At 68.7% G+C, this 23,877-nt stretch carries 20 protein-coding genes; 4 read left to right on the top strand and 16 right to left on the bottom strand.

Annotation, left to right across the window (positions count from 1 at the left end):
- Positions 1-43: 43 nt before the first annotated feature.
- The 4 genes from ACIP6N_RS17165 to ACIP6N_RS17150 form a co-directional block, all read right to left on the bottom strand.
- The gene (locus ACIP6N_RS17165) at positions 44-415 is read right to left on the bottom strand and encodes an FKBP-type peptidyl-prolyl cis-trans isomerase (protein WP_401816476.1); all 372 of its coding nucleotides are present in this window, start codon (positions 413-415) and stop codon (positions 44-46) included.
- A gap of 96 nt (positions 416-511) precedes the next feature.
- On the bottom strand, positions 512-1,525 hold the full coding sequence (locus ACIP6N_RS17160) for an FKBP-type peptidyl-prolyl cis-trans isomerase (RefSeq protein ID WP_401816475.1): 1,014 nt from the start codon (positions 1,523-1,525) through the stop codon (positions 512-514).
- A gap of 179 nt (positions 1,526-1,704) precedes the next feature.
- On the bottom strand, positions 1,705-3,066 hold the full coding sequence (pafA, locus tag ACIP6N_RS17155) for a Pup--protein ligase (RefSeq protein WP_401816473.1): 1,362 nt from the start codon (positions 3,064-3,066) through the stop codon (positions 1,705-1,707).
- 9 nt (positions 3,067-3,075) lie between these two features.
- Positions 3,076-4,362 (bottom strand): MFS transporter, encoded by a 1,287-nt coding sequence (locus ACIP6N_RS17150; protein WP_401816472.1) that lies wholly within the window; start codon positions 4,360-4,362, stop codon positions 3,076-3,078.
- A gap of 120 nt (positions 4,363-4,482) precedes the next feature.
- On the opposite strand from ACIP6N_RS17150, the gene ACIP6N_RS17145 reads away from it, so the two are divergent.
- Positions 4,483-5,508, top strand: coding sequence for a LacI family DNA-binding transcriptional regulator (locus tag ACIP6N_RS17145; protein ID WP_401816470.1), 1,026 nt, complete (start codon positions 4,483-4,485; stop codon positions 5,506-5,508).
- Between the two features lie 89 nt (positions 5,509-5,597).
- On the opposite strand, the gene prcA is transcribed toward ACIP6N_RS17145, so the two are convergent.
- The 6 genes from prcA to arc form a co-directional block, all read right to left on the bottom strand.
- Positions 5,598-6,368 (bottom strand): proteasome subunit alpha, encoded by a 771-nt coding sequence (prcA, locus tag ACIP6N_RS17140; protein WP_401816468.1) that lies wholly within the window; start codon positions 6,366-6,368, stop codon positions 5,598-5,600.
- Positions 6,369-6,404: 36 nt separating this feature from the next.
- Positions 6,405-7,250, bottom strand: coding sequence for a proteasome subunit beta (gene prcB / locus ACIP6N_RS17135; RefSeq protein WP_401816466.1), 846 nt, complete (start codon positions 7,248-7,250; stop codon positions 6,405-6,407).
- Entirely contained in the window at positions 7,202-7,378 is a 177-nt protein-coding gene (locus ACIP6N_RS17130; RefSeq protein WP_401816465.1) for an endonuclease domain-containing protein, read from the bottom strand. Before ACIP6N_RS17130 ends, prcB begins: the two co-directional genes overlap by 49 nt.
- A 354-nt stretch (positions 7,379-7,732) precedes the next feature.
- Positions 7,733-7,951 (bottom strand): ubiquitin-like protein Pup, encoded by a 219-nt coding sequence (locus tag ACIP6N_RS17125; protein WP_401816463.1) that lies wholly within the window; start codon positions 7,949-7,951, stop codon positions 7,733-7,735.
- Positions 7,952-8,085: 134 nt separating this feature from the next.
- Positions 8,086-9,597 carry a depupylase/deamidase Dop gene (gene dop, locus ACIP6N_RS17120; RefSeq protein ID WP_401816461.1) on the bottom strand — a complete coding sequence of 504 codons (1,512 nt, stop codon included), beginning with the start codon at positions 9,595-9,597 and terminating at the stop codon, positions 8,086-8,088.
- Positions 9,598-9,845: 248 nt separating this feature from the next.
- A complete protein-coding gene (arc, locus tag ACIP6N_RS17115) occupies positions 9,846-11,612 on the bottom strand; it encodes a proteasome ATPase (RefSeq protein WP_401816459.1) in 1,767 nt (588 codons plus the stop codon).
- Between the two features lie 253 nt (positions 11,613-11,865).
- Between arc and ACIP6N_RS17110 the strand changes: the two genes are divergently transcribed.
- Positions 11,866-12,186, top strand: a complete 321-nt coding sequence (locus tag ACIP6N_RS17110) for a ferredoxin (protein ID WP_401816458.1) — start codon at positions 11,866-11,868, stop codon at positions 12,184-12,186.
- A gap of 77 nt (positions 12,187-12,263) precedes the next feature.
- Here ACIP6N_RS17110 and ACIP6N_RS17105 read toward each other — a convergent pair whose 3' ends face one another.
- The 3 genes from ACIP6N_RS17105 to ACIP6N_RS17095 all read right to left on the bottom strand — a co-directional run bounded on the left by ACIP6N_RS17105 (position 12,264) and on the right by ACIP6N_RS17095 (position 15,343).
- Positions 12,264-12,860, bottom strand: coding sequence for a hypothetical protein (locus ACIP6N_RS17105; protein ID WP_401816457.1), 597 nt, complete (start codon positions 12,858-12,860; stop codon positions 12,264-12,266).
- Between the two features lie 269 nt (positions 12,861-13,129).
- A complete protein-coding gene (locus tag ACIP6N_RS17100; RefSeq protein ID WP_401816455.1) occupies positions 13,130-14,032 on the bottom strand; it encodes a tRNA (adenine-N1)-methyltransferase in 903 nt (300 codons plus the stop codon).
- A 60-nt stretch (positions 14,033-14,092) separates the two neighbouring features.
- Entirely contained in the window at positions 14,093-15,343 is a 1,251-nt protein-coding gene (locus ACIP6N_RS17095; protein ID WP_401816453.1) for a site-2 protease family protein, read from the bottom strand.
- 78 nt (positions 15,344-15,421) lie between these two features.
- On the opposite strand from ACIP6N_RS17095, the gene ACIP6N_RS17090 reads away from it, so the two are divergent.
- Both ACIP6N_RS17090 and ACIP6N_RS17085 read left to right on the top strand, forming a co-directional pair.
- Complete coding sequence (locus tag ACIP6N_RS17090; protein WP_401816451.1) at positions 15,422-16,375, top strand: RecB family exonuclease; 954 nt, start codon at positions 15,422-15,424, stop codon at positions 16,373-16,375.
- A 75-nt stretch (positions 16,376-16,450) separates the two neighbouring features.
- Positions 16,451-17,122, top strand: coding sequence for a response regulator (locus ACIP6N_RS17085; protein ID WP_401816450.1), 672 nt, complete (start codon positions 16,451-16,453; stop codon positions 17,120-17,122).
- A 160-nt stretch (positions 17,123-17,282) separates the two neighbouring features.
- On the opposite strand, the gene ACIP6N_RS17080 is transcribed toward ACIP6N_RS17085, so the two are convergent.
- The 3 genes from ACIP6N_RS17080 to metH form a co-directional block, all read right to left on the bottom strand.
- Positions 17,283-18,884, bottom strand: a complete 1,602-nt coding sequence (locus tag ACIP6N_RS17080; protein ID WP_401816448.1) for an ABC transporter substrate-binding protein — start codon at positions 18,882-18,884, stop codon at positions 17,283-17,285.
- A 503-nt stretch (positions 18,885-19,387) separates the two neighbouring features.
- Positions 19,388-20,089, bottom strand: a complete 702-nt coding sequence (locus tag ACIP6N_RS17075; protein WP_401816447.1) for an HAD family hydrolase — start codon at positions 20,087-20,089, stop codon at positions 19,388-19,390.
- 127 nt (positions 20,090-20,216) lie between these two features.
- Complete coding sequence (gene metH, locus ACIP6N_RS17070) at positions 20,217-23,726, bottom strand: methionine synthase (RefSeq protein ID WP_401816445.1); 3,510 nt, start codon at positions 23,724-23,726, stop codon at positions 20,217-20,219.
- Between the last annotated feature and the right edge of the window lie 151 nt (positions 23,727-23,877).

The raw sequence follows: 23,877 nt of genomic DNA, 5'->3' as shown, positions 1-23,877 counted from the left end.
GCCCATGCCGGACAGCATGGGCCCTCAGGGTGTCATGAAGTGATCAGACGGAGATCAGATCGCAGACGAAGATCAGCGTCTCGCCCGGGGCGATCGCGTCACCGGCGCCGCGGTCACCGTACGCGAGGTGCGCGGGGATGGTCAGCCGGCGGCGGCCGCCGACCTTCATGCCCTGCACGCCCTGGTCCCAGCCCGCGATGACCCGGCCGGCGCCGAGCGGGAAGGAGAGCGGCGCACCGCGGTTCCAGGAGGCGTCGAACTCCTCACCGGTGGAGAAGGCCACGCCGACGTAGTGGACGGAGACCTTGTCGCCGGCCTTGGCCACCGGACCGTCACCCTCCCAGATGTCCACGATCTGCAGATCGGTGGGCGCCGGGCCTTCCGGGAAATCGATCTCGGGCTTTTCGATACTCACTGAACTGCTCCTCCACAGATGAACGGACAACCGGGACAGTCTTGCACCCGTCCCGGGTGCTCACGCCGTCGCCAGGTCCTGAGCGGGCGCCGGACCCTACGCGGTCGCCACGATGTCCACGACGAAGACCAGGGTGGAGTTGGCCGGGATGGTGTCACCCTGCGCCTGGTCCTTGTAGCCGAGCGCCGGCGGGATGACGAGCAGCACGCGGCTGCCGACCTTCTTGCCCACGAGGCCCTTGTCCCAGCCCTCGATGACCTGGCCCTGGCCGATGACGGTGGCGAACGGCGAGCCGGTCTTCCAGGAGGAGTCGAACAGCGTGGCCTCCGGCTTGCCCTCGTTGGGCTTCCAGGTGGCACCGCTGTACTGCATGTAGACGGTCTGGCCGTTCTTGACGGTGGCGCCCTTGCCCTCGATCAGCACCTTGTCGACCAGCTCCTTGGGCGGGTCGTTCTTCGGCACGGAGATCGTGGCCGGCGCGTCCTTGTCCGCCTTGATCTGCGGCAGGTCCGACGGGATCGACGACTGGGTGCCCTGCGCCCTCTTCGGGATCACCTCTTTGATGTCCAGCACGAAGATCAGGGTGTCGGTGCCGGTGACGCCGAGCTGCTGGCTGCCCGCGGATCCGAAGGCCGCGGCGGGCGGCGCGACGACGAGCACGCGGCTGCCGATCTTCTGGCCCACGACCGCGTCGGCGAAGGCCGGGATGACGGTCTTCGCGCCGGCGGGGATGAGCTGCGGCGAGGCGCCCTTGTCGTACGAGCTGCCGAGCTCCTTGTTGCCCTGCCAGATCTTGCCGGTGAAGTTGGCCATCACCAGTTCGCCCGACTTGACCGTGGCGCCGTCACCCTTGTCGAGCGTCTTCACGACGAACTTGTCGCTCGGCTTCTCCTTCGGGGCGGTGATCGTCGCCTTCTTGCCGTCCGCCCCTGTGACCTTCGGCAGGGGGCTCGCCGTGTCGACGGGCTTGGGAACGGGCGCCTGCGAGGGCGGCGCGGACGCGGAAGGAGAAGAAGCGGCGTCGTCCTTCTTCTTGGAGTCGTCACCACCTCCGCAGGCGGTCAGCACCAGTGCCGGCAGGATGAGCAAGGCTGCAAGGCGGCGTCGCACAGTGGATCCTCGTGGGGGTAGCAGGGATGTCGGTGGCGCCACTCTACGACCCCATGTCGGCCGTCCCGGCGTGCGGCATGCGCGTGGGCCCCGTGCAGAACTCGCACGGGGCCCACGCGCATACGGTGCGCACGACCGCCCACAAACCGCCCGAACCGGTGAAACCGGCGCCACGCGGCCTACATTCCGGCGATCAGCTTCTCCACCCGGTCGTCCACCGACCGGAACGGGTCCTTGCACAACACGGTGCGCTGCGCCTGGTCGTTGAGCTTGAGATGCACCCAGTCGACCGTGAAGTCCCTGCGCTGCTCCTGGGCCCGGCGGATGAAGTCGCCGCGCAGCCGCGCCCTGGTGGTCTGCGGGGGCACCGACTTGCCCTCGAAGATCTTCAGGTCGTTGCAGACCCTGGCGGCCTGGCCCTTTTTCTCCAGGAGGTAGTACAGCCCGCGCCGGCGGTGGATGTCGTGGTAGGCGAGGTCTATCTGAGCGACTCGCGGATGCGACATGGTCATGTTGTGCTTGGCCCGGTACCGCTCCAGGAGCTTGTACTTCATGACCCAGTCGATCTCGGTGTCGATGCGGTCGAGATCTTCGGCCTCGATGGCGTCGAGTGTGCGGCCCCACAGCTCCAGGACCTGTTCGACCACACCGGTGCGGATGCCCCGGCGGTCCACGAAGTCCACGGCCTTGTCGTAGTACTCCCGCTGGATCTCGATGGCCGAGGCCTCACGGCCGCTGGCCAGGCGCACCTTGCGCCGGCCGGTGATGTCGTGGCTGACCTCGCGGATGGCCCGGATGGGGTTCTCCAGCGTGAGATCACGCATCACCGTGCCCGCCTCGATCATGCGCAGCACGAGATCGGTGGCACCGACCTTGAGCAGCATGGTCGTCTCGGACATGTTCGAGTCACCGACGATGACATGGAGACGCCGGTAGCGCTCCGCGTCGGCGTGCGGCTCGTCACGGGTGTTGATGATCGGACGGGAACGGGTGGTGGCGGAGCTGACACCCTCCCAGATGTGCTCGGCGCGCTGGCTGACGCAGTAGACCGCGCCCCGCGGGGTCTGGAGCACCTTGCCGGCTCCGCAGATCAGCTGTCGCGTGACGAGGAAGGGAATGAGAATGTCCGCGAGCCGCGAGAACTCTCCGTGGCGGGCGACGAGATAGTTCTCGTGACAGCCGTAGGAGTTTCCCGCCGAGTCGGTGTTGTTCTTGAAGAGATAGACGTCGCCCGCGATTCCCTCCTCGTGCAGGCGGCGTTCGGCGTCGACGAGCAGGCCTTCAAGAATGCGCTCGCCTGCTTTGTCGTGGGTGACCAGCTCAGTCAGATTGTCGCATTCGGGAGTTGCGTATTCCGGATGCGAACCCACGTCGAGGTAGAGGCGGGCGCCGTTCCGCAGGAAGACATTGCTGCTGCGGCCCCATGAGACAACACGGCGGAAGAGGTAGCGCGCCACTTCGTCAGGTGACAGTCGGCGCTGTCCCCTGAACGTGCACGTGACGCCGTACTCGTTCTCCAGCCCGAAAATGCGGCGGTCCATGTCTGAACATTACGCTTGATGGCCCGTGCTGAAACCGGGTTCGACCGCCCCGCTTGGATCATTTTCCGTTCCGGGCGTGGCATTGGAAGGACGGCCGGGAGCCGCGAGTACCCGCTGAGTGGTCAGCAGCACGAGCAGTGCGGCGATTCCGCCGCCTGCCGCGACCGCGAAGCTCGCGGACGTACCGCCGATCTCGACGGCCGGGCCGGCCACCGCCGTGCCCAGCGCGGCGCCGACCCCGAAGGTCGTCACGAGCCACGAGAACGCCTCGGTGACGGTGCCCCGCGGGGCATGCCGGTCGACGACGATGAAGGCGCAGGCGAGCGCGGGCGCCAGGAAGATCCCGGCGACCAGGCCGAGCCCGGTCATCGCGACCACGCCCGGCGTGAGCATCAGCGGCAGATAGCCGAGGGCGAGCAGCGCGACGATCACCCGCAGCCTGCGCTCGGGCGTGCCCGTCCAGCGGACGGCGCCGTACGCCACACCGCCGAGCAGCGCGCCGAGGCCCAGAGCGGCCATCAGCCAGCCGTACGCCGACTCCTGCCCCTGGTCGTCGGCATAGGCGACGCCCGCGACCGTGATGGAGCCGAGCGCGACCCCGACGAAGAGGAACGCGCCGAGCAGCGCGAGCAGTCCTGGCGCGCGCAGGGCGCCGAGCCAGTGCGCTTCGCGGGGCTCGGAGCGCCAGGCACGCGAGGGCTCGGACACGACGACGGAGAGCGCGCCGAGCACGCCGACGGCGTTGAGGACGAGCAGCGCCGCGGCCGGCGACCAGAGGCCGACCAGCAGCGTGACGAGCAGTGGGCCGACCGTGAACATCACTTCCTGCGCCACGGCGTCCATGGCGTACGCGCGGTGCACCCGGTCCTCGCGGCCCAGCACGCTCGGCCACAGGGCGCGCAGCCCGCCTTCGAGCGGCGGTGTGAAGAGGCCGGCGACCGCGACGGCCAGGTAGGCGAGCAGCGGTGTGCCGGTCCCCGCCACGACGAGCAGCACCGCGCCGAGCGCGGACACGAGGGCGGCGGGCAGCTGCACACGCGGCTGCCCGTACAGGTCGACCGCCCGGCCGAGCAGCGGCTGCCCCACGGCGTTGGCGATGCCGTACACGGCGGCGAGCGCGCCGGCGAGCGTGTAGCTGCCGCCCGCCGCGCGGACGAGCAGCACGATGGCGATCGGCGCGGTGGCGTTGGGCAGCCGTCCCACGAGGGTGCCGGTCAGCAGCCGGGCGGCGTGCGGCGCCTTGAGGATGTCCGCATATCCGCCGGCGCCGGGGTTACCGCTGGATGCCGCGGCCATGTCTCTCTCCGTCCCCCCGGTGCTGACCGGGGTTGTACGTATAACGTCCGGCGTTATACGTACCATGTGCGCAAGGCGCGGGTCCACCGCGGTCTCACCATCCGACGGAGAGCGGCAGCCATGACCGAGCAGGCCGCCAGGCCCACCAGCAGGGATGTCGCCCGGGTCGCGGGCGTCTCGCAGGCCACCGTGTCGCTGGTGCTCGGCGGGAAGTGGCGCGGGCGTGTCTCCGAGCGCACCGCGGGGCTGGTCCGGGACAGCGCCAGGGATCTGGGCTACCGGCCCAACCTCGCCGCCCGCAGCCTCAGGCTCGGCCGCACCAGAACAGCTCTGCTCGTCGTGCCCGCCCTCACCCACGAGTTCTTCGCCCGCGTCTACACCGGAGCGGCCGAAGTCGCCGCGGAACACGACTTCGGGGTGGTCCTCTACCCCTCACCCGCCGGAGTGGGCCCCGCGAAGGACCCCTTCGGCTCCGCGCGCACCGCGCTGGACGGCGTGATCGCCTCCTCGATGGCGACGGACGCGCTGAGCGCGCTGCGGGACGCCGACCTGCCGCTGGTCATGCTCGACAGCGACCCGGCCGGCCCCGGCGCCGCCGCCCGGGTGAACCTCGACATCGCGGACGGCATGCGGCAGGTGATGGCCCATCTGCTCGGACTCGGCCACCGCCGCTTCGCCCACCTCTCCTCCGCCGTCGCCTCCTGGACGTTCGACGTCCGCCGCGACGCGGTGACCAGGGCGGTACAAGGCGTGCCGGACGCGACCGTACGCACCGTGCCCGCGCCGCTGGAGGTGGACGCCGCCAGGAGGGCGGTGGAACGGACGCTCACCGCACCGGGACCGCGCCCCACCGCGCTGGTCTGCGACGGCGACATCCTGGCCGCGGGCGCCTGCAAGGCGGTACGGCGGCTCGGCCTGCGGGTGCCCGAGGACATCTCCGTCACCGGTTTCGACGACCTCGCGCTCGCCACGGCCGTGGAACCGGAACTCACCACCGTGCGGCTGCCCGCGGAAGAGGTCGGCGCGCGCGGCATGTCGGCGCTCCTGGCGGTCCTCGACGGCCGCGGCCCCGAGACCGGCGATCTGCCGGTCACCCTGGTGCCCCGGGGATCCACAGCTCCGGTGGCGGTCGCGGACCGGCCATGAGCCCGTCCGTGCACCGCCCGCCGTGCGGGCTCCGCGCACACGGCTGTGCCCCGGTCCGCGCGCGGACCGGGGCACAGCACGGGCAGAACCTACGCGTCGGAGTCGGTGTCCGTCGTCTCGTCCGTGTCCGACGGGGCGTCGGTCGGGGTCGACGCGGCGCCGTCCGCCTCCAGCAGGCGGGAGAGCTGACGGCCGACGATCCGCTTGAACTTGCGCTGCTGCGGACGCTCACGGTCCAGGACCGCCACCTCCAGCCGCTCCGCGGGAATCTCCCGCTCGCTGCCGTTGGTGTCCCTCGACAGCGCCTGGACGGCCAGCTTCAGCGCCTCGGCGAGCGACATGCCGTCGCGGTGCCGCTGGTCGAGGAAGGTGCTGATCTGCTCGGAACTGCCGCCGACCGCGACCGAGCCGTGCTCGTCCACGATGGAACCGTCATGCGGCAGGCGGTAGATCTGGTCGCCTTCCGGGGTGGCGCCGACCTCAGCGACGACCAGCTCCACCTCGTACGGCTTCTCGCCTGCGCTGGAGAAGATCGTGCCGAGCGTCTGGGCGTAGACGTTGGCGAGACCGCGGGCCGTCACATCCGCGCGGTCGTAGGTGTATCCGCGCAGATCCGCGTAGCGCACACCGCCGATGCGCAGATTCTCGTACTCGTTGTACTTGCCGGCGGCGGCGAAGCCGATCCGGTCGTAGATCTCGCTGAACTTGTGCAGCGCACGGGACGGGTTCTCGCCGACGAAGACAATGCCGTCGGCGTACTGCAGCACGACCAGACTGCGGCCGCGGGCGATGCCCTTGCGGGCGTACTCCGCCCGGTCGGCCATCGCCTGCTGGGGTGAGACATAGAACGGCGTCGACACCGGCTATCCGTCCCTTTCTGTCAGTGGCGGGTTCATTCAGAGCAGGGCGGCGCGCGGGCCGTCGGGCTGTTCCATCCGGCGCTCGAGGATCGACCGGGCGATGCCGGCGGACTCCGTGTCGGACAGCCGCCGGAAACCCTCCTCCGTGATGACGGTGACAATCGGATAGATCCGGCGGGCCACGTCGGGACCGCCCGTCGCCGAATCGTCGTCCGCGGCGTCGTACAGCGCCTGGATGACCAGCGTCGTGGCCTGCTCCTCCGTCAGATCCTCGCGGTAGAGCTTCTTCATGGCCCCGCGGGCGAAGATCGACCCGGATCCGGTGGACGCGTAGCCGCTCTCCTCGGAGCGGCCGCCCGTCACGTCGTACGAGAAGATGCGGCCCCTCTCGCGGTCCACGTCGTAGCCCGCGAAGAGCGGGACGACGGCCAGGCCCTGCATGGCCATGGCCAGATTGGAACGGATCATCGTGGAGAGCCGGTTGGCCTTGCCCTCCAGCGAGAGCTGTGCGCCTTCGACCTTCTCGAAGTGCTCGAGCTCCAGCTGGAAGAGCTTCACCATCTCCACGGCGAGACCGGCGGTCCCGGCGATGCCCACGGCCGAGTACTCGTCGGCCGGGAAGACCTTCTCGATGTCGCGCTGCGCGATCATGTTGCCCATCGTCGCGCGGCGGTCACCGGCGAGCACCACACCCCCGGGGAACGTCACGGCGACGATCGTGGTGCCGTGCGGCGCCTCGATCGCCCCCTGCAGGGGCGGCAGCGACCGCTTGCCCGGCAGCATGTCCGGCGACTGGTCCGACAGGAAATCCATGAACGAGGACGAGCCGGGCGTCAGGAAGGCAGCTGGTAGACGCCCGGTGCTACGAGTGTTGGCTTCCACGCGTTTCCCTCCAGGTAGGCGGTGGCCCGCCGCAAGGTGTCGGGACCATCCCCCAACTTGCCGATGGCCGAATTGCAGTTGAAGCACCGTACGCCACGGACCCTACCCGCCTGACGGCGGTGATCCACATGAAGTGCGGGAGCAGACAGGCAGATCGTGCGGCTTCCTGTCCGGAGCGGGATCGGCCGTCGCGCACAGCCGCGGTGGCGCCGTCATCAGGCACGGAGATTCCGTACCGGACATTCTCCCGTCCGGGCGGATTCCCACGGTCTGTTGTCACGGCGAATTGCCACGGCCGATTGCGGCTGCCGACAGCCGCAACGGCACGCGGGGAAGCCGGACCCGCAGGCCGTCGCGCCGAGATGTCGCTCGCGATGGCCTGCGGCGGAAGCGTTTGTCCCCGTCGGGAACAGCTCTTCCCGGGCACGGAATCGAACGTGCCCGGCCGGGGCGTCACTGCCAGGGCGTCAATGCCCGGGCCCTCACTGCCCGCCCTTCTGCACGAAGGAGCGAACGAAGTCCTCGGCATTCTCCTCGAGCACATCATCGATTTCGTCCAGAACGGAGTCCACGTCGTCCGACAGCTTCTCCTGCCGTTCCTTCAGGTCTTCCGAGCCCTGCGCGTCCTGCGCCTGCTCTTCGGCCTCCTCCGTGGAATGCGTTGCCTTCTGCTGTCCGCCGCCGGTGTCCTTGGTCGCCATATCCCTCACCCCGCTCGGTTCGCCCCGCTCGATGTGACCTTCAAGATCCGACCCTACAAGCAGGGTCCGACATCGGCCCCGTAGTTCTCACAACGCACGGGGCCTACTCCGATGATTCCCTGACCGGGACCATTTCAGCCTCCGGAAAGCACCCGGACCAGGTCTTCCGCGGTACGGCACCGGTCCAGCAGATCCTTGACGTGTTCACGAGTGCCGCGCAGCGGTTCCAGGGTCGGCACCCGTTGCAGTGAGTCGCGGCCCGGAAGGTCGAAGATGACCGAGTCCCACGACGCGGCCGCGACGTCGTCCGCGTACTGCTCGAGGCAGCGGCCGCGGAAATACGCCCTGGTGTCCTCCGGCGGCTTGGTCCTGGCCCGCTCGACGTCCTGCTCGTCCAGGATCCGCTTCATCCTGCCGCGGGCCACCAGCCGGTTGTAGAGGCCCTTCTCCGGGCGTACGTCGGCGTACTGGAGGTCCACGAGGTGCAGGCGGGCCGCGTCCCAGTCCACGTTGTCCCTGCGGCGGTAGCCCTCGAGAATCTCGCGCTTGGTGATCCAGTCGAGTTCACCGGACAGACTCATCGGATCGTTCTCGAGCCGGTTGAGGGTGTCCTCCCAGCGGGCCAGGACATCCCTGGTCTGCTCGTCGGCGTCGGAGCCGTACCGCTCCTCGACGTACTTCCTGGCCAGCTCGAAGTACTCCATCTGAAGCTGGACGGCGGTGAGTGTGCGGCCGCTGCGGAGAGTGACGAGGTGGCCGAGCGCCGGGTCGTGGGAGACCTGGTGCAGGGTGCGGACCGGCTGGTCGACGCCCAGGTCGACATTGATGAAACCGTCCTCGATCATGGCGAGGACGAGCGAGGTCGTACCGAGCTTGAGGTAGGTCGAGATCTCCGAGAGATTCGCGTCCCCGATGATCACATGCAGCCGCCGGTATTTCTCGGCGTCCGAGTGCGGTTCGTCGCGGGTGTTGATGATGGGGCGCTTGAGGGTGGTCTCCAGGCCGACCTCGACCTCGAAGTAATCCGCCCGCTGGCTGATCTGGAAGCCGTGTTCGCGGCCGTCCTGGCCGATACCGACCCGGCCGGCGCCCGTGACGACCTGCCGCGAGACGAAGAACGGCGTCAGATGGCGCACGATCTCCGAGAACGGGGTCTCCCGCTTCATCAGGTAGTTCTCGTGGGTGCCGTAGGACGCGCCCTTGTTGTCGGTGTTGTTCTTGTACAGGTGGATCGGCTGGGCGCCCGGAAGCTGGGCGGCCCGCTCGGCGGCCTCTGCCATGATCCGCTCGCCGGCCTTGTCCCAGAGGACGGCGTCACGCGGGTTGGTGATCTCGGGTGAGCTGTACTCCGGGTGGGCGTGGTCGACGTACAGCCGCGCGCCGTTGGTGAGGATCACATTGGCGAGACCGATGTCCTCGTCCGTGAGCTGACTGGAGTCGGCCGTCTCGCGAGCGAGGTCGAAGCCGCGCGCGTCCCGCAGCGGATTCTCTTCCTCGAAGTCCCAGCGGGCGCGCCGCGCCCTGAGCATCGCCGCCGCGTACGCGTTGACGATCTGGGATGAGGTGAGCATGGCATTGGCGTTGGGGTGACCCGCGACGGAGATGCCGTACTCCGTCTCGATGCCCATTACTCGCCGTACGGTCATGCGGCCCTCCTTGCCCGGCGGCGCTCCCCTTCGGGAGCCCCGCTCAAGTACCGCTGTCTCTCCGGTGCGTGTGCGGTGCCCGTCCCCGCACTGCGTGACTCGGCGGTACCGGAGAGCCTAGAACGCCATTGCGCTGCTGGGGAGATCAATTACGCCATTGCTTGATGTCAGGACGGGTCCGGGAAAAGAACCGGCTGCGGATGCCCCTACGGACCTCCGCAGCCGCCCTTCGCCACTACAGACACTGATTACAGGTACTGGCCCGTATTCGCCACCGTATCGATGGAGCGTCCGGAGTCCGCGCCCTGCTTTCCGGTCACCAGGGTGCGGATGAACACGATCCGCTCGCCCTTCTTTCCGGAGATCCGGGCCCAGTCGTCCGGGTTGGTGGTGTTCGGCAGGTCCTCGTTCTCCTTGAACTCATCCACGCACGCCTGGAGGAGATGGGAGACCCTGAGGCCCTTCTGGTTGTGGTCGAGGAAGTCCTTGATGGCCATTTTCTTGGCCCGGTCGACGATGTTCTGGATCATCGCGCCGGAGTTGAAGTCCTTGAAGTAGAGGACTTCCTTGTCGCCATTGGCGTACGTGACCTCGAGGAAGCGGTTCTCCTCGGACTCGGTGTACATCCGTTCGACAACTGTCTGGATCATGCCCATGACCGCGTCCTCGCGGGACTCCTGGTGCTCGGACAGGTCGTCCGTGTGGAGCGGCAGCGAAGAACGCAGGTACTTGGCGAAAATGTCCTTCGCGGCCTCCGCGTCCGGACGCTCGATCTTGATCTTCACATCGAGACGTCCCGGCCGCAGGATCGCGGGGTCGATCATGTCCTCACGGTTGGAGGCACCGATGACGATGACGTTCTCCAGGCCCTCCACACCGTCGATCTCGGCGAGCAGCTGGGGGACGATGGTGTTCTCCACGTCCGAGCTGACACCGGATCCACGGGTGCGGAAGAGGGATTCCATCTCGTCGAAGAAGACGATGACGGGGGTGCCCTCGCTGGCCTTCTCCCGGGCACGCTGGAAGACCAGGCGGATGTGCCGCTCGGTCTCACCGACGTACTTGTTGAGGAGTTCGGGGCCCTTGATATTGAGGAAGTAGCTCTTCCCCGCGGGCTGTCCGGTCACCTCGGCGACCTTCTTGGCAAGGGAGTTGGCCACGGCCTTGGCGATGAGCGTCTTTCCGCAGCCGGGCGGACCGTAGAGCAGGATGCCCTTCGGCGGACGCAGCTCGTGCTCCTTGAAGAGGTCCGGGTAGAGGTACGGAAGCTCGACCGCGTCGCGGATCATCTCGATCTGGCCGCCCAGACCGCCGATCTTGTCGTAGTCGACGTCCGGGACCTCTTCGAGGACCAGCTCCTCGACCTCGCTCTTGGGAACCACCTCGTAGACGTAACCGGAGCGTGAGTCGAGCAGCAGGGCATCACCGGAGCGGATGGTGATGTCCAGCAGCGGCTCGGCGAGCCGCACCACCCGTTCCTCGTCGGTGTGCCCGACCACCAGGGCGCGCTCGCCGTCCTCAAGGATCTCCTTGAGGGTGACGATGTCCCCGGCACGCTCGAACTCCATGGCCTCGACCACGTTGAGCGCTTCGTTGAGCATGACTTCCTGGCCGCGCCTGAGCTCGGCGAGCTCGACGCTGGGGCTGACGTTCACCCGGAGCTTGCGGCCCCCGGTGAAGATGTCGGCCGTATCGTCCTCATTGGCCTGCAGGAATACACCGAAGCCGGCCGGCGGCTGCGCGAGCCGGTCCACTTCTTCCTTGAGAGCCACGATCTGATCGCGGGCCTCGCGGAGCGTATTCGCCAGCCGCTCGTTCTGCGCGGACACGCCTGCCAGGTTCGTCTGCAACTCGACGATCCGCTCTTCGAGAATCCTCGTGTGTCGCGGAGAGTCGGCAAGCTTGCGTCGCAGGACGGCGATTTCCTGCTCGAGATAGGCAACCTGGCCGGCTGGGTCTTCTGACCCCCGCCCGGGCCGGTTGCCGCGGTTGATGTCGTCGTCGTGGGCTGCCACGGTCCTCACCTCCTCCAAGGGGAGCTGGACGCTTCCTGACCCTACCTGGGTGGGTGGGTGTTGAAACCCCTAGATCACAAAGACTGTCGGGGCGTGTCCGATCTTCACCCTTGCGCTCTCCCCTACGCCAGGGAATACCCACGGTTCAACATCGGAAAGCCGCCGGTTGTATCGTCGGTTGTGTTCAACACCCGTCAGGGTTGGCGCGACTTACTTCATAGTGCATCACCCGACGCACGAAATGGCAGGAGAAATGACCGTGCAGCAGGAGGTCCCCACCGAAGGCGCCGCCGAGGTCCGTGAGCCGCTGGAGGTCTGGATCGACCAGGACCTGTGCACCGGGGACGGAATCTGCGCGCAGTACGCCCCCGAGGTCTTCGAGCTGGACATCGACGGGCTCGCCTACGTGAAGAGCACCGAGGACGAGCTGCTGCAGTCGCCGGGGGCCACCACGCGCGTCCCGCTGCCACTGCTGCGCGACGTGGTCGACTCGGCGAAGGAGTGCCCGGGCGACTGCATCCACGTACGCCGTGTCTCGGACCGGGTAGAGGTGTACGGCCCGGACGCGGAGTGAGTTTCCCGCGACACCGGTGGCCTGATCCGGAGTGGCCTGATCCGGCCCGTCACACGGCGTGAACGCTGTGTGACGGGTCAGACGCTCCGGCCGTCGGCGAGGTCGTTGCGTACGAAGGAACCGTTCCGCCACTGCCAGGAGACCCGCTCCTGCTCGTCGGGGCAGCAGCTGGGCACCTGGTCCGAGGAGTAGCCGAGGAGCGTCGCGAGGACCACGCCGTCCCGTACGGCGAAGCCGTCCGCGACGCTCTGCTGTTCCTTCGGGTCGAGCAGGGTGGCCACGACGCGCGGCTCGGCCGCCGCGTCCTTACCGGCTCTGGTCAGCACATAAACGCCGCTCGGCGGGGTGCCCGCGGCCGTGTCACAGCGGACCACCGCGACCGTCTCGGGGTTGTGGTCGCCGTCGAGATCGCCCGAGGCCTGCTTCGTGACGACGGTGCCGATCCCCCCGCATTCGAGCGGGAAAGCCACTCCCCCGGTGTCGGGCGCAGGGAGCGGGGAGTCGTCGTGGGCGATGGCGCCGGCCGGCCCGGAGGCGGACTGGGACGCCGTGGCGGCGCCCGGCTGGAGCAGACCCGCGAGCGCGACGACCCCTGCCATGGCGGTCGCGGTCGTGAGCCAGTGCATCACGTGGGGCCGGGTGTGCGCGAGGTCCGGGACGTCGGAGAGCTGCACGCGGAGTGTCTCCTGTGAGGGCGGTGCCGGGGGGACAACGAAAAGAGCCGGGAGGGTGGGGGAGAGACAGCATCGTGCCACAGGTCACAGCGCGGCGGAACAGCGGGGTCCGAACGATCGTCGCAGCGTAGGGCCAACATAAAGGCGCCGCCGCCGAGTTCCCCCGTGCGGGCGGGAACTCGGCGGCGGCGGTGTCGTGTTGACGGCCCGGGGCCGGGCCCTGAAAGCTCGGATCAGCTGCGCCGGCCGCTGGTCCTCGGGACCTCGGATCAGCCGCGCGAGCCGCCGGCGCTGCCGGGACCGTCGTAGTCGTCGCCGTACGAGCCCTTGGCGGGCCGGCGGCGGCGCAGCGGCGGCTCGACGCCGTCGGCGAGCCTGCGGGCTGTCACCAGGAAGCCGGTGTGGCCGATCATCCGGTGGTCGGGGCGTACGGCCAGGCCCTCGACGTGCCAGTTGCGGATCATCGATTCCCAGGCGGCCGGCTCGTTGAACGTGCCGAACTCGCGGATGGTCTCGACGGTCCGGGAGAGCTGCGTCGTCGTGGCGACGTAGGCGCAGAGGATGCCGCCGGGGACGAGCGCCTTGGAGACGGCCTCGACGCACTCCCAGGGGGCGAGCATGTCGAGGATCACGCGGTCGACCTCGGTGTCCGACAGGTTGTCCTGGAGGTCACCGACCGTCAGCTGCCACGCGGGGTGGGGTTCGCCGAAGTAGCGTTCCACGTTCTGCCTGGCGATCTCGGCGAAGTCCTCGCGGCGCTCGTAGGAGTGCAGCATGCCCTGGTCGCCGATGACGCGCAGCAGGAAGGCGCTGAGCGAGCCGGAGCCCACACCGGCCTCGACGACACGTGCGCCGGGGAAGATGTCGGCGAAGGCCAGGACCTGGCCGGCGTCCTTCGGGTAGACCACGGCGGCGCCGCGGGGCATGGACAGGACATAGTCGGGGAGCAGGGGGCGCAGCGCGAGGTAGGCGACGTTTCCCGTGGTACGGACAACACTGCCCTCGGGAGCACCGATCAGCTCGTCGTGCGGGAAGGACCCTTTGTGGGTGTGGAAATTCTTCCCGGCTTCGAGCGTGAAGGTGTAGTGGCGTCCCTTGGGATCGGTGAGCTGGACCTGGTCCCCGACCTTGAAGGGCCCGCGTCGGCGGGCGGCACCGGTCGGTTCGGACATGTCCTCAGACTAACGCCTCTTCCGGGGCCCGATTCGCCGTCGGGCCCCTTCGCCCCGCGGTCAGTGGGCGTCGGGCCGGGCCATGGCCGCCACGAAGGCGCGTTCGACGTCCGTCGTGGACAGGACGCCGTAGATCTCGCCCGTCTCCTCGACGACCAGGTACTCGGTGGCGGGACTGGCCCTGAGGCGGTCCAGGAGCGCTTCTCCGGCGAGGTCCGCGGGCACCTTCATGCCGTCGGTCAGGTCCTGCGAGAGACCGCTCACAGCGACCCAGGGGCGGCGGTGCTGCGGGACGCCGACGATCGCCGTCTCACGGACCAGGGCCGTGGGATCACCGTGCGGGTCCACGACCACCAGGGCGCGGGCTCCCGCCTCGTTCGCACGTCGCAGCGCCTCGGAGAGCGGGGTCTGCGGCTCGACGGGCACGGCCCTGCGGGTGAGTGTGCGGGCGGCGAGCTCCGGGAGGTGTTCGCGCAGCCGCGCCATCCTGAGACTGTTGCCGGCTCCGGTCCAGATGATGGCCGCGAGGATCGCGGCGAGCAGGGCGTCGGTGACGGTCTCCACGCCGCCGGCGTGCTGGCTGGAGCTGCCGAAGCCGCCGGTCTGGGTGAGCAGCGGAAGACCGATGAGGACGACGACGGCGAGCGCCCTGCCCACCCACGCGGCGGCGATGGTGCCGCTCATCGGCTTTCCGGTGATCTTCCAGACGACGGCGCGCAGCATCCTGCCGCCGTCCAGCGGGAGGCCGGGGAGCAGGTTGAAGGCCGCGACGATGAGGTTCGAGATCATCAGGCCGGCGAGCAGGACACCGGGGATCGTTCCGGCTTCGACGGCCAGCAGGGAGAGGTAGAAGACGCCGGCGAGCACCAGCGAGAGCAGGGGGCCCACGAAGGCGAGTACGAACTCGCGGCCCGGGGTCTCTGTCTCCTTCTCGATCTCGGAGACGCCGCCGAAGAACTGGAGCTGGATCCGGCGTACGGGCAGCTTGAAGCGGAGGGCCGCGACCGTGTGGGCCAGTTCGTGGACGAGTACGGAGGCGTAGAACGCAACCGCGAAGAACAGCGCCACCAGGTAGCGGGACGCGCCGAGGCCGGGCAGGACCCGGTCGAGCTGGCCGCCGAAGATCCAGGTGATGAGGGCGGCCACCAGGAACCAGCTGGGAGCGACGTAGACGGGTACGCCGAAGGGGCGGCCCATGAGGATGCCGCCGCCGGGATCCGCGGGCCTCGGCGGCTTGCCGCCCGGGGCCTCGGTTCCGGTGCCGGACCGCGGCTCCTTCTTGCTCCCGCCGCTCTCGTCGTCCTCTTTCACGGGTTCCCTTCGTCGGCGGCAGTTCCTCGGCGACCGTGTCGCTCACTCGATCATGCAGTGCGAGACGCTCTTCAGTCGATGGTATTCCGCTTGCTGTCAGTGTCGGGTCGTAGGGTCTGCGTCATGAGTACCAGCCTGCCGCCCTCTTCGCTGTCGCCGTCGCGTGCGAGCGACTTCATGCAGTGCCCTCTGCTGTACCGGTTCCGCGTCATCGACAAGCTGCCGGAGAAGCCGAGCGAGGCGGCCACGCGCGGCACGCTGGTGCATGCGGTGCTCGAGCGGCTTTTCGACGATCCGGCGGTGGAGCGTACGGCGCCGCGGGCCAGAGCGATGGTCCCCGGCCAGTGGGACCGGCTGCTGGGGTCGCGTCCCGAGCTGGCGGAACTGTTCGCGCAGGACGAACGGGGAGAGCGGCTCGCGCGCTGGCTGAGCGAGGCGGAGGGGCTGGTGGAGCGGTGGTTCTCGCTGGAGGATCCGACCCGCCTCGAACCGGCGGAGCGCGAGTTGTTCGTGGAGACGGAGCTTTCTTCCGGGCTGCGGCTGCGCGGGGTGATCGACCGGGTCGATGTGGCGCCGACGGGTGAGGTGCGGATCGTCGACTACAAGACGGGCAAGGCGCCGCGTCCGGAGTACGCGGAGGGCGCGCTGTTCCAGATGAAGTTCTACGCCCTGGTGATCTGGCGGTGGAAGGGAGTGGTTCCGCGCCGTCTCCAGCTGGTGTATCTGGGCAGCGGGGATGTACTGACGTACGACCCGGTGGAGGCGGATCTGGAGCGGGTGGAGCGCAAGCTCCTGGCGCTGTGGGACGCGATCCGGACGGCGACGGAGACGGGCGAGTGGCGGCCGCGGCCCACGAAGCTGTGCGGCTGGTGCGACCACAAGGCGGTGTGCCCCGAGTTCGGCGGTACTCCCCCGGTCTATCCCCTGACGGTCCCGCCGGTGAGTGCCGCGCCGGACGTACCGGACACGCCTGGCGGACCGGCCGCACCGGGCCGGGAATCCGTCCGGGAGGGTGCCGGGGAGCCCGCGTAGGTCCTGTCCGCCGGAGCCGGGGGCGGAGGGCTCAGGGCAGAATGGGGCCGGCCCCCTGACTGAAGGAGACTCCTTGTGACTGTCCGCGTCCTACTGGTCGACGACCAGCCGCTGCTGCGCACCGGCTTCCGGATGATCCTGGAGGCCGAGGGGGACATCGCGGTCGTGGGCGAGGCCGGGGACGGCCTCCAGGCCATCGATCAGGTCAGGGCGCTCCAGCCCGATGTCGTGCTGATGGACATCCGGATGCCGCGGATGGACGGGGTCGAGGCGACGCGCCAGATCACCGGCCCCGGCCGGGACGGTCCGGCCAAGGTGCTCGTCCTGACCACCTTCGACCTCGACGAGTACGTGGTGGAGGCGCTGCGCGCGGGGGCGAGCGGCTTCCTGCTCAAGGACGCGCCGGCCAACGAACTGGTGCAGGCCATCCGGGTGGTGGCGGCGGGCGAGGCGATGCTCGCGCCGAGCGTCACGCGCCGGCTGCTCGACAAGTACGCCGACCATCTGCCGTCCGGCGACGAGACGGTGCCCGACGCCCTGCACACGCTGACGGAGCGTGAGGTGGAGGTGCTGAAGCTGGTCGCGCGCGGCCTGTCGAACGCGGAGATCGCCGCGGACCTCTTCGTGAGCGAGACGACGGTCAAGACGCACGTGGGCCATGTGCTGACGAAGCTGAGCCTGCGCGACCGGGTACAGGCCGCGGTGTACGCGTACGAGAGCGGGCTGGTCCGCCCCGGGGCCCAGTGAGCTGATCAGGCGCGGGGCCCGGCGGGGAGGGTCCGGCACGCGGTACCCGCCGCCCGGTGGGAGGTCCTGGGGGACGACGCCGGCGCCCGACCACGTGGCGCTCGCCGCGCGGTCCCGCCGGCCGCGTGCCGAAGCGTGCGGCCGGCGGAGTGGCACAGGGTCAGGAAGTGCCGCGTCCCAGCTCCCAGAGGTGGAGGTTGGAGCCCGAGTCGAGCGTCCATTCCACACCCGTGATGTCCGAGCGTGCCGCGATGTACTGCTTGCCCTGCCACAGCGGCAGCAGCGGGACATCCTCGGCCACGATGTCCTGCAGCTCCGCGAAGGTGGGCGCGGCGGCGCTGCGGTCGGCCTCGCGGCGCGAAGCGGGGATCAGCTGCTCGCGTGCCTTCTTGCTCACGTACGGGGTGTTGAGGATGTTGTCCGCGTCCAGGAACGGCGCAATGTAGCTGTCCGGGTCGGGGAAGTCGGGGTACCAGCCGAGTCCGAAGACCGGGAACTTGCCGTCGTTCTTCGTGGGGAGGAACGTCGCCCACGGCTGGCCCTTGATGGTGATGTCGAAGAGCCCGCTGGCGTTCAGCTGGTCGCGGAGGTTCTCGAACTCCTTCGCGGTGGCGGCGCCGTAGTGGTCGGTGGTGTAGTTCAGTGTGAGCTGCACCGGGGTGACGATGCCGGCGTCCTGCAGCAGCTGCGCCGCCTTCGCCTTGTTCGCCTCGCCGTACTTGTTGAAGAACGAGTTGGTGTGACCGGTGATGCCGGAAGGGATGACGGAGTAGAGCGGGTCCGACACACCGCCGTAGACCTTGCTGACGAGAGCACCGCGGTCGATGAGCGCCGCCATGGCCTGGCGTACCGCTTTCTCCTTCACGACCGGGGCACCGGTGTTGAAGGCGAGATAACGGATTTCCTGGCCCGGGATCTCGGTGAGGTTGATGTCTTCCTTGGGCGCGGTCTGCATGCCCCGGATCTGCTCCGGCGTCATGGAGCGGTTCATGACGTCGATGTCGCCCTTGTCGAGGGCCGCGGCCATCTTCTCCGCGGTCTCGAAGTACCGCATCTCGACCTTGTCGTTGTGCAGCTTGAGGGCGCCCTTGTAATTCGGGTTCTTGGTGTAAGTCGCCTTCATCAGCTTGCCGTTGGCGGTCTCGGCCTTGAACGTGTACGGGCCCGAGCCTTCGACGGTGAAGCCGTTCAGGAGCTTCTTCGGCTCATAGACCTTCGGGTCGATGATGCCGGCGATAGGGGTCGACAGCTTGTACGGGAACGTCGCGTCGGCCCGCTTGAGGTGGAAGATCACCTCAAGGTCGCCCTTGGTCTCGATGGTGTCGATGTTGGTGAGCAGACCGACGGCGCTGTTGGGGTCGTTGATGTTCCGCACGCGCTCGATGGAGTACTTCACATCGGCGGCCGTGATCGGGTTGCCGTTGGAGAACTTCAGCCCCTCGCGCAGGACACAGCGGTAGCTTTCACTGCTGGTGTCCGTGAAGGTGCACTGGCTGGCCGCGTCGGGCAGCGGCTCACCGCCACCGCGCGGTATGTAGAGCAGCGACTGGACGGTCTGGCGCAGCAGGTTCCAGATGTTGGTGTCGTAGGTGTACGCCGGATCGAGGGGCGCGGGCTCCGTCTTGGTCGCGACGAACGGGTCCGTGGTGCCCACGACGATGGCCTTATCGCCGTCGTGGGCACCGTCCGAACCGCCGCAGCCGGCGAGCACGGGCGCGAGCAGACCGACCACGGCCGACAGCACCAAAGTCTTGCGGTTCATCCTGGACGTACTCCTCATCCGGCACTGGAATAGAGCTGTGCACAAGGAGACTCCGTCGCAACCGCCCGGGCGGGGCAGCGCGACCGGGCCGGGATGCGTGCCGATCCGCCCTGCGTTCACAGTGACTTGATTGCCGCCGGGGACGCGGCGCCGACGCGACGAAGTACTCGCGACGAGATTAGACGGCAGCGCCGGGAATGCGGGAACGGGCCCCGGGCGAACCGTAATCACAAAGTGATGCGCAATAGGGACCGGCTGATAGGAAGGCACCGGCATGTTTCGTGCAGGTGTTCATCAAACGGGACACAAGGGAGCAGGAAACCCCGGCCGGCGCCGTCGTGGATCACCCCCGCCCGCCACTGTCGATGACGACGGGAGTGACAAAGGTCACGCCGGAAGGCTTTTGCCCATCTCGGGATTACGTACTGCTCATGTCACGGAAAATACACACGCAATAGCGATGAGTTTCTGTTGCATTCGCCTGCCCACGCCCGGTGCGCGCTTCAGTGTCCGTGCGTCATCAGGCCACGCAGGAATACCAGGTCGACTTCTTCGAGCGACCCGACGACGGTCCGTCCCGCCGCGGGCGCGATGGGGGCGATGGAGGGCACGGCCACCACCCGGCAGCCCGCCGCCTCCGCGGCCGCCACACCGGTCGCCGTGTCCTCGACGACGACACAGCGCGCCGGGTCGACGCCCAGGCCCCGGGCCGCGACGAGGTACGGGTCGGGGTGCGGTTTCGTACGGTCCACCTCGTCGCCCGCGACGCTCAGTGCGAAGTTCCCGGGGCCGAGGGAGACCAGGATCCGGTCGATGATGCGGCGGTGCGAGGCGGACACCAGGGCGGTCGGTACGCCGTGCGCCGCCAGTTCGGCGAGAAGTCTCGCCGCGCCGGGCATCAGTGGCACGCCGAGGCCGATGCGCTCCTCGAACTTGTCGTTGAGCAGCACGGTCAGCTCGTCGAGGGAGATGTCGGCGCCGGTGGCCTCGATGAGGAAGCCGGCGCTGCGGGTCATGGGCCCGCCGACCACCACCTCGCGCCAGGCCTCGTCGAGGGGGTGGCCGAGGTCCTTGAAGACCTCGGCTTCCGCGTCCCACCAGAACCCCTCGGAGTCCACGAGTGTGCCGTCCATGTCGAGGAAGACGGCCTGCAGGGCGGACCCGTCGGCCGTTCGGGTCAGGGACGCGGGGACCGTACTGGTCATCCGGCACACCTCCATGAGGGACGAGAAGGCCGGTCACCTGCCCGGGAGGCTTTTCCCTCCCGGGCACGCGACCGGCCTGCGCTGGGCCGACAAGTGTACGACTCGACCGCGCGTCGCGCCGGTCGGATTACCGAGCGTTGAAGTACTTGGCCTCAGGGTGATGGATGACGATCGCGTCGGTGGACTGTTCGGGGTGGAGCTGGAACTCCTCCGAGAGGTGGACACCGATCCGCTCGGGCTCCAGCAGCCTGGCGATCTTCGCGCGGTCCTCCAGGTCGGGGCAGGCGCCGTACCCGAGCGAGAAGCGGGCTCCCCGGTACTTCAGGGCGAACATGTCCTCGACCTGGTCCGGGTCCTCGCCCGCGAAGCCCAGCTCGGAGCGGACCCGCGCGTGCCAGTACTCGGCGAGCGCTTCGGCGAGCTGGACGGACAGGCCGTGCAGTTCGAGATAGTCGCGGTAGGCGTTCTTCTCGAACAGCTCCGCGGTCCGTTCTCCGATCCTCGATCCGACGGTGACGACCTGGAGGCCGACGACGTCCGTCTCGCCCGACTCCTCCGGGCGGAAGAAGTCCGCCAGGCACAGCCGGCGGCCGCGGCGCTGGCGCGGGAAGGTGAAGCGGGTGAGCTCCGCGCCGTCCTCGCCGAGCAGGATGAGGTCGTCGCCCTTGGAGACGCAGGGGAAGTAGCCGTAGACGACGGCCGCTTCCAGCAGGTTCTGGGTGTGCAGCTGCTCCAGCCAGCCGCGCAGGTGCGGGCGGCCCTCGCTCTCCACCAGCTCCTCGTACGACGGTCCGCCCTTGCGGGCTTCCTTCAGGCCCCACTGGCCCTTGAAGAGCGCCCCTTCGTCCAGCCAGGACGCGTACTCCTTGAGCTGGATGCCCTTGACGACCCGGGTGCCCCAGAACGGCGGCTCCGGGACCGGGTTGTCGGTGGCGGTGTCCGACCGCGCCGGGCCCTCTTCCGGGCGCTCCTCGACCGTCACGGGCGTGGCGGCCTTGACCCTGCGCTGCTTCAGCTCGGGCAGGACCGCGCCGGGGACGCCGCGCTTGATGCCGATCAGGGCGTCCATCAGCCGCAGGCCCTCGAACGCGTCGCGGGCGTAGCGGACTTCGCCCTCGTAGATCTCGTGCAGGTCCTGTTCGACGTAGGCCCGGGTCAGCGCGGCGCCGCCGAGGATGACGGGGAAGTCGGCCGCCATCTTGCGCTGGTTCAGCTCCTGGAGGTTCTCCTTCATGATCACGGTCGACTTCACCAGGAGACCGGACATGCCGATGACGTCCGCCCTGTGCTCCTCGGCGGCCTCCAGAATCGCGGAGACGGGCTGCTTGATGCCCAGATTCACCACGTTGTAGCCGTTGTTGGAGAGAATGATGTCGACGAGGTTCTTGCCGATGTCATGGACGTCGCCGCGGACGGTGGCGAGCACGATCGTGCCCTTGCCGTCGTCGTCGCTCTTCTCCATGTGCGGTTCCAGATGCGCGACCGCGGTCTTCATGACCTCGGCGGACTGGAGGACGAACGGCAGCTGCATCTGGCCCGAGCCGAACAGCTCGCCGACGACCTTCATGCCCGCGAGCAGCGTGTCGTTGACGATGGCGAGAGCCGGACGGGTCTGAAGCGCCTCGTCGAGGTCGGCCTCCAGGCCGTTCCTCTCGCCGTCGATGATGCGGCGCTGAAGGCGCTCGTCCAGCGGCAGCGCGAGAAGCTCCTCGGCCCTGCCGTCCTTCATCGACTTGGTGTTGACGCCCTCGAACAGCTCCATGAGCTTCTGCAGGGGGTCGTAGCCCTCGGCGCGCCGGTCGTAGATGAGGTCGTGGGCGACCTTGACCTGCTCCTCGTCCAGCCGCGCGATCGGCAGGATCTTGGAGGCGTGCACGATCGCCGAGTCGAGGCCGGCCTTCACGCACTCGTCCAGGAACACGGAGTTGAGGACGATGCGGGCGGCCGGGTTGAGGCCGAAGGAGATGTTGGACAGGCCCAGCGTGGTCTGGACGTCGGGGTGACGCTTCTTCAGCTCGCGGATCGCCTCGATGGTGGCGATGCCGTCCTTGCGGGACTCCTCCTGACCGGTGCAGATGGTGAAGGTCAGGGTGTCGATGAGGATGTCCGACTCGTGCACTCCCCAGGTGCCGGTGAGATCACTGATCAGCCGCTCGGCGACCGCGACCTTGTGTTCGGCGGTACGGGCCTGGCCCTCCTCGTCGATGGTCAGCGCGATCAGCGCGGCGCCGTGCTCCACCGCCAGCCGGGTGACCTGCGTGAAGCGCGACTCGGGGCCGTCGCCGTCCTCGTAGTTGACGGAGTTGATGACCGCGCGGCCGCCCAGTTTCTCCAGACCGGCGCGCAGCACCGGCAGTTCCGTGGAGTCAAGGACCAGCGGGAGGGTGGAGGCGGTGGCGAAACGGCCCGCCAGCTCGGCCATGTCGGCGACGCCGTCACGGCCCACGTAGTCGACGCACAGGTCCAGCAGGTGGGCGCCTTCGCGGATCTGGTCGCGGGCCATCTCCACGCAGTCGTCCCAGCGGCCTTCGAGCATGGCCTCACGGAACTTCTTCGAGCCGTTGGCGTTCGTACGCTCACCGATGGCCAGGAACGCCGCGTCCTGCCGGAAGGGCACCGACTGGTAGAGCGACGCGGCGCCCGGCTCCGGGCGCGGCCGGCGCGGGGTCGGGACCGTGCCGCGTACGCGCTCGACGACCTGGCGCAGGTGCTCCGGGGTGGTGCCGCAGCAGCCGCCGACCAGGGAGAGGCCGTACTCGTGGACGAAGTTCTCCTGCGCGTCCGCCAGCTCGGCGGCCGTGAGGGGGTAGTGCGCGCCGTCCTTGCCGAGGACCGGGAGGCCCGCGTTGGGCATGGCGGAGATCGGGATCCGGGAGTGCTGGGCGAGATAGCGCAGGTGCTCGCTCATCTCGGCGGGTCCGGTGGCGCAGTTGAGGCCGATCATGTCGATGCCGAGCGGTTCCAGCGCGGTCAGCGCGGCGCCGATCTCGGAGCCCAGCAGCATCGTGCCGGTCGTCTCGACGGTCACCGAGCAGATGATCGGCAGGCTGGTCCCCGTGACCTCCAGGGCCCGCCGGGCGCCGAGGACGGCGGCCTTGGTCTGGAGCAGGTCCTGGGTCGTCTCCACCAGGAGCGCGTCGGCGCCGCCCGCGATCATGCCCTCGGCGTTCTGCTGGTAGGCGTCACGCAGGGTCAGGTACGGGGCGTGGCCGAGCGTGGGCAGCTTGGTACCGGGGCCCATCGAACCGAGCACCCACCGCTGCTGTCCGGTGGAGGCGGTGAACTCGTCGGCGACCTCGCGGGCGATTCTGGCGCCCGACTCGGACAGTTCGAAGACCCGTTCGGGGATGTCGTACTCCGCGAGCGCCGCGAAGTTCGCGCCGAAGGTGTTCGTCTCCACGCAGTCGACACCGACCGCGAAGTACTCCTCGTGCACGGAACGGACGATGTCCGGGCGTGTCACGTTCAGGACCTCGTTGCAGCCTTCCAGATCCTGGAAGTCCTCCATCGTCGGGTCCTGCGCCTGAAGCATGGTGCCCATCGCGCCATCGGCCACCACCACCCGCGTGGCGAGCGCTTCTCGGAAGGCTTCGATGCGGGTCCGGCTGTCAGTGGAAGGGGTCGGCTGCGAGGCCATAGAAATACTCCCGGGGCTGCGACGGCTGTCGGCTTTGCACCTTCTGGAGGAAGGGGCACGCGGCCAGCGTAGCCGGGAGAGTCCCGTAACGGTCGCGCGTTCCACGAGGCGGACGCGGCGCGGCACCACCGTGCGGAGCCGTCTGGAGCAA

The sequence above is a fragment of the Streptomyces sp. NPDC088725 genome, from assembly GCF_044751305.1.
Classification (GTDB): Bacteria; Actinomycetota; Actinomycetes; order Streptomycetales; family Streptomycetaceae; genus Streptomyces.
Note: the sequence above shows the minus strand (reverse complement) of the source record. Positions and strands in the feature narration are given on the sequence as shown.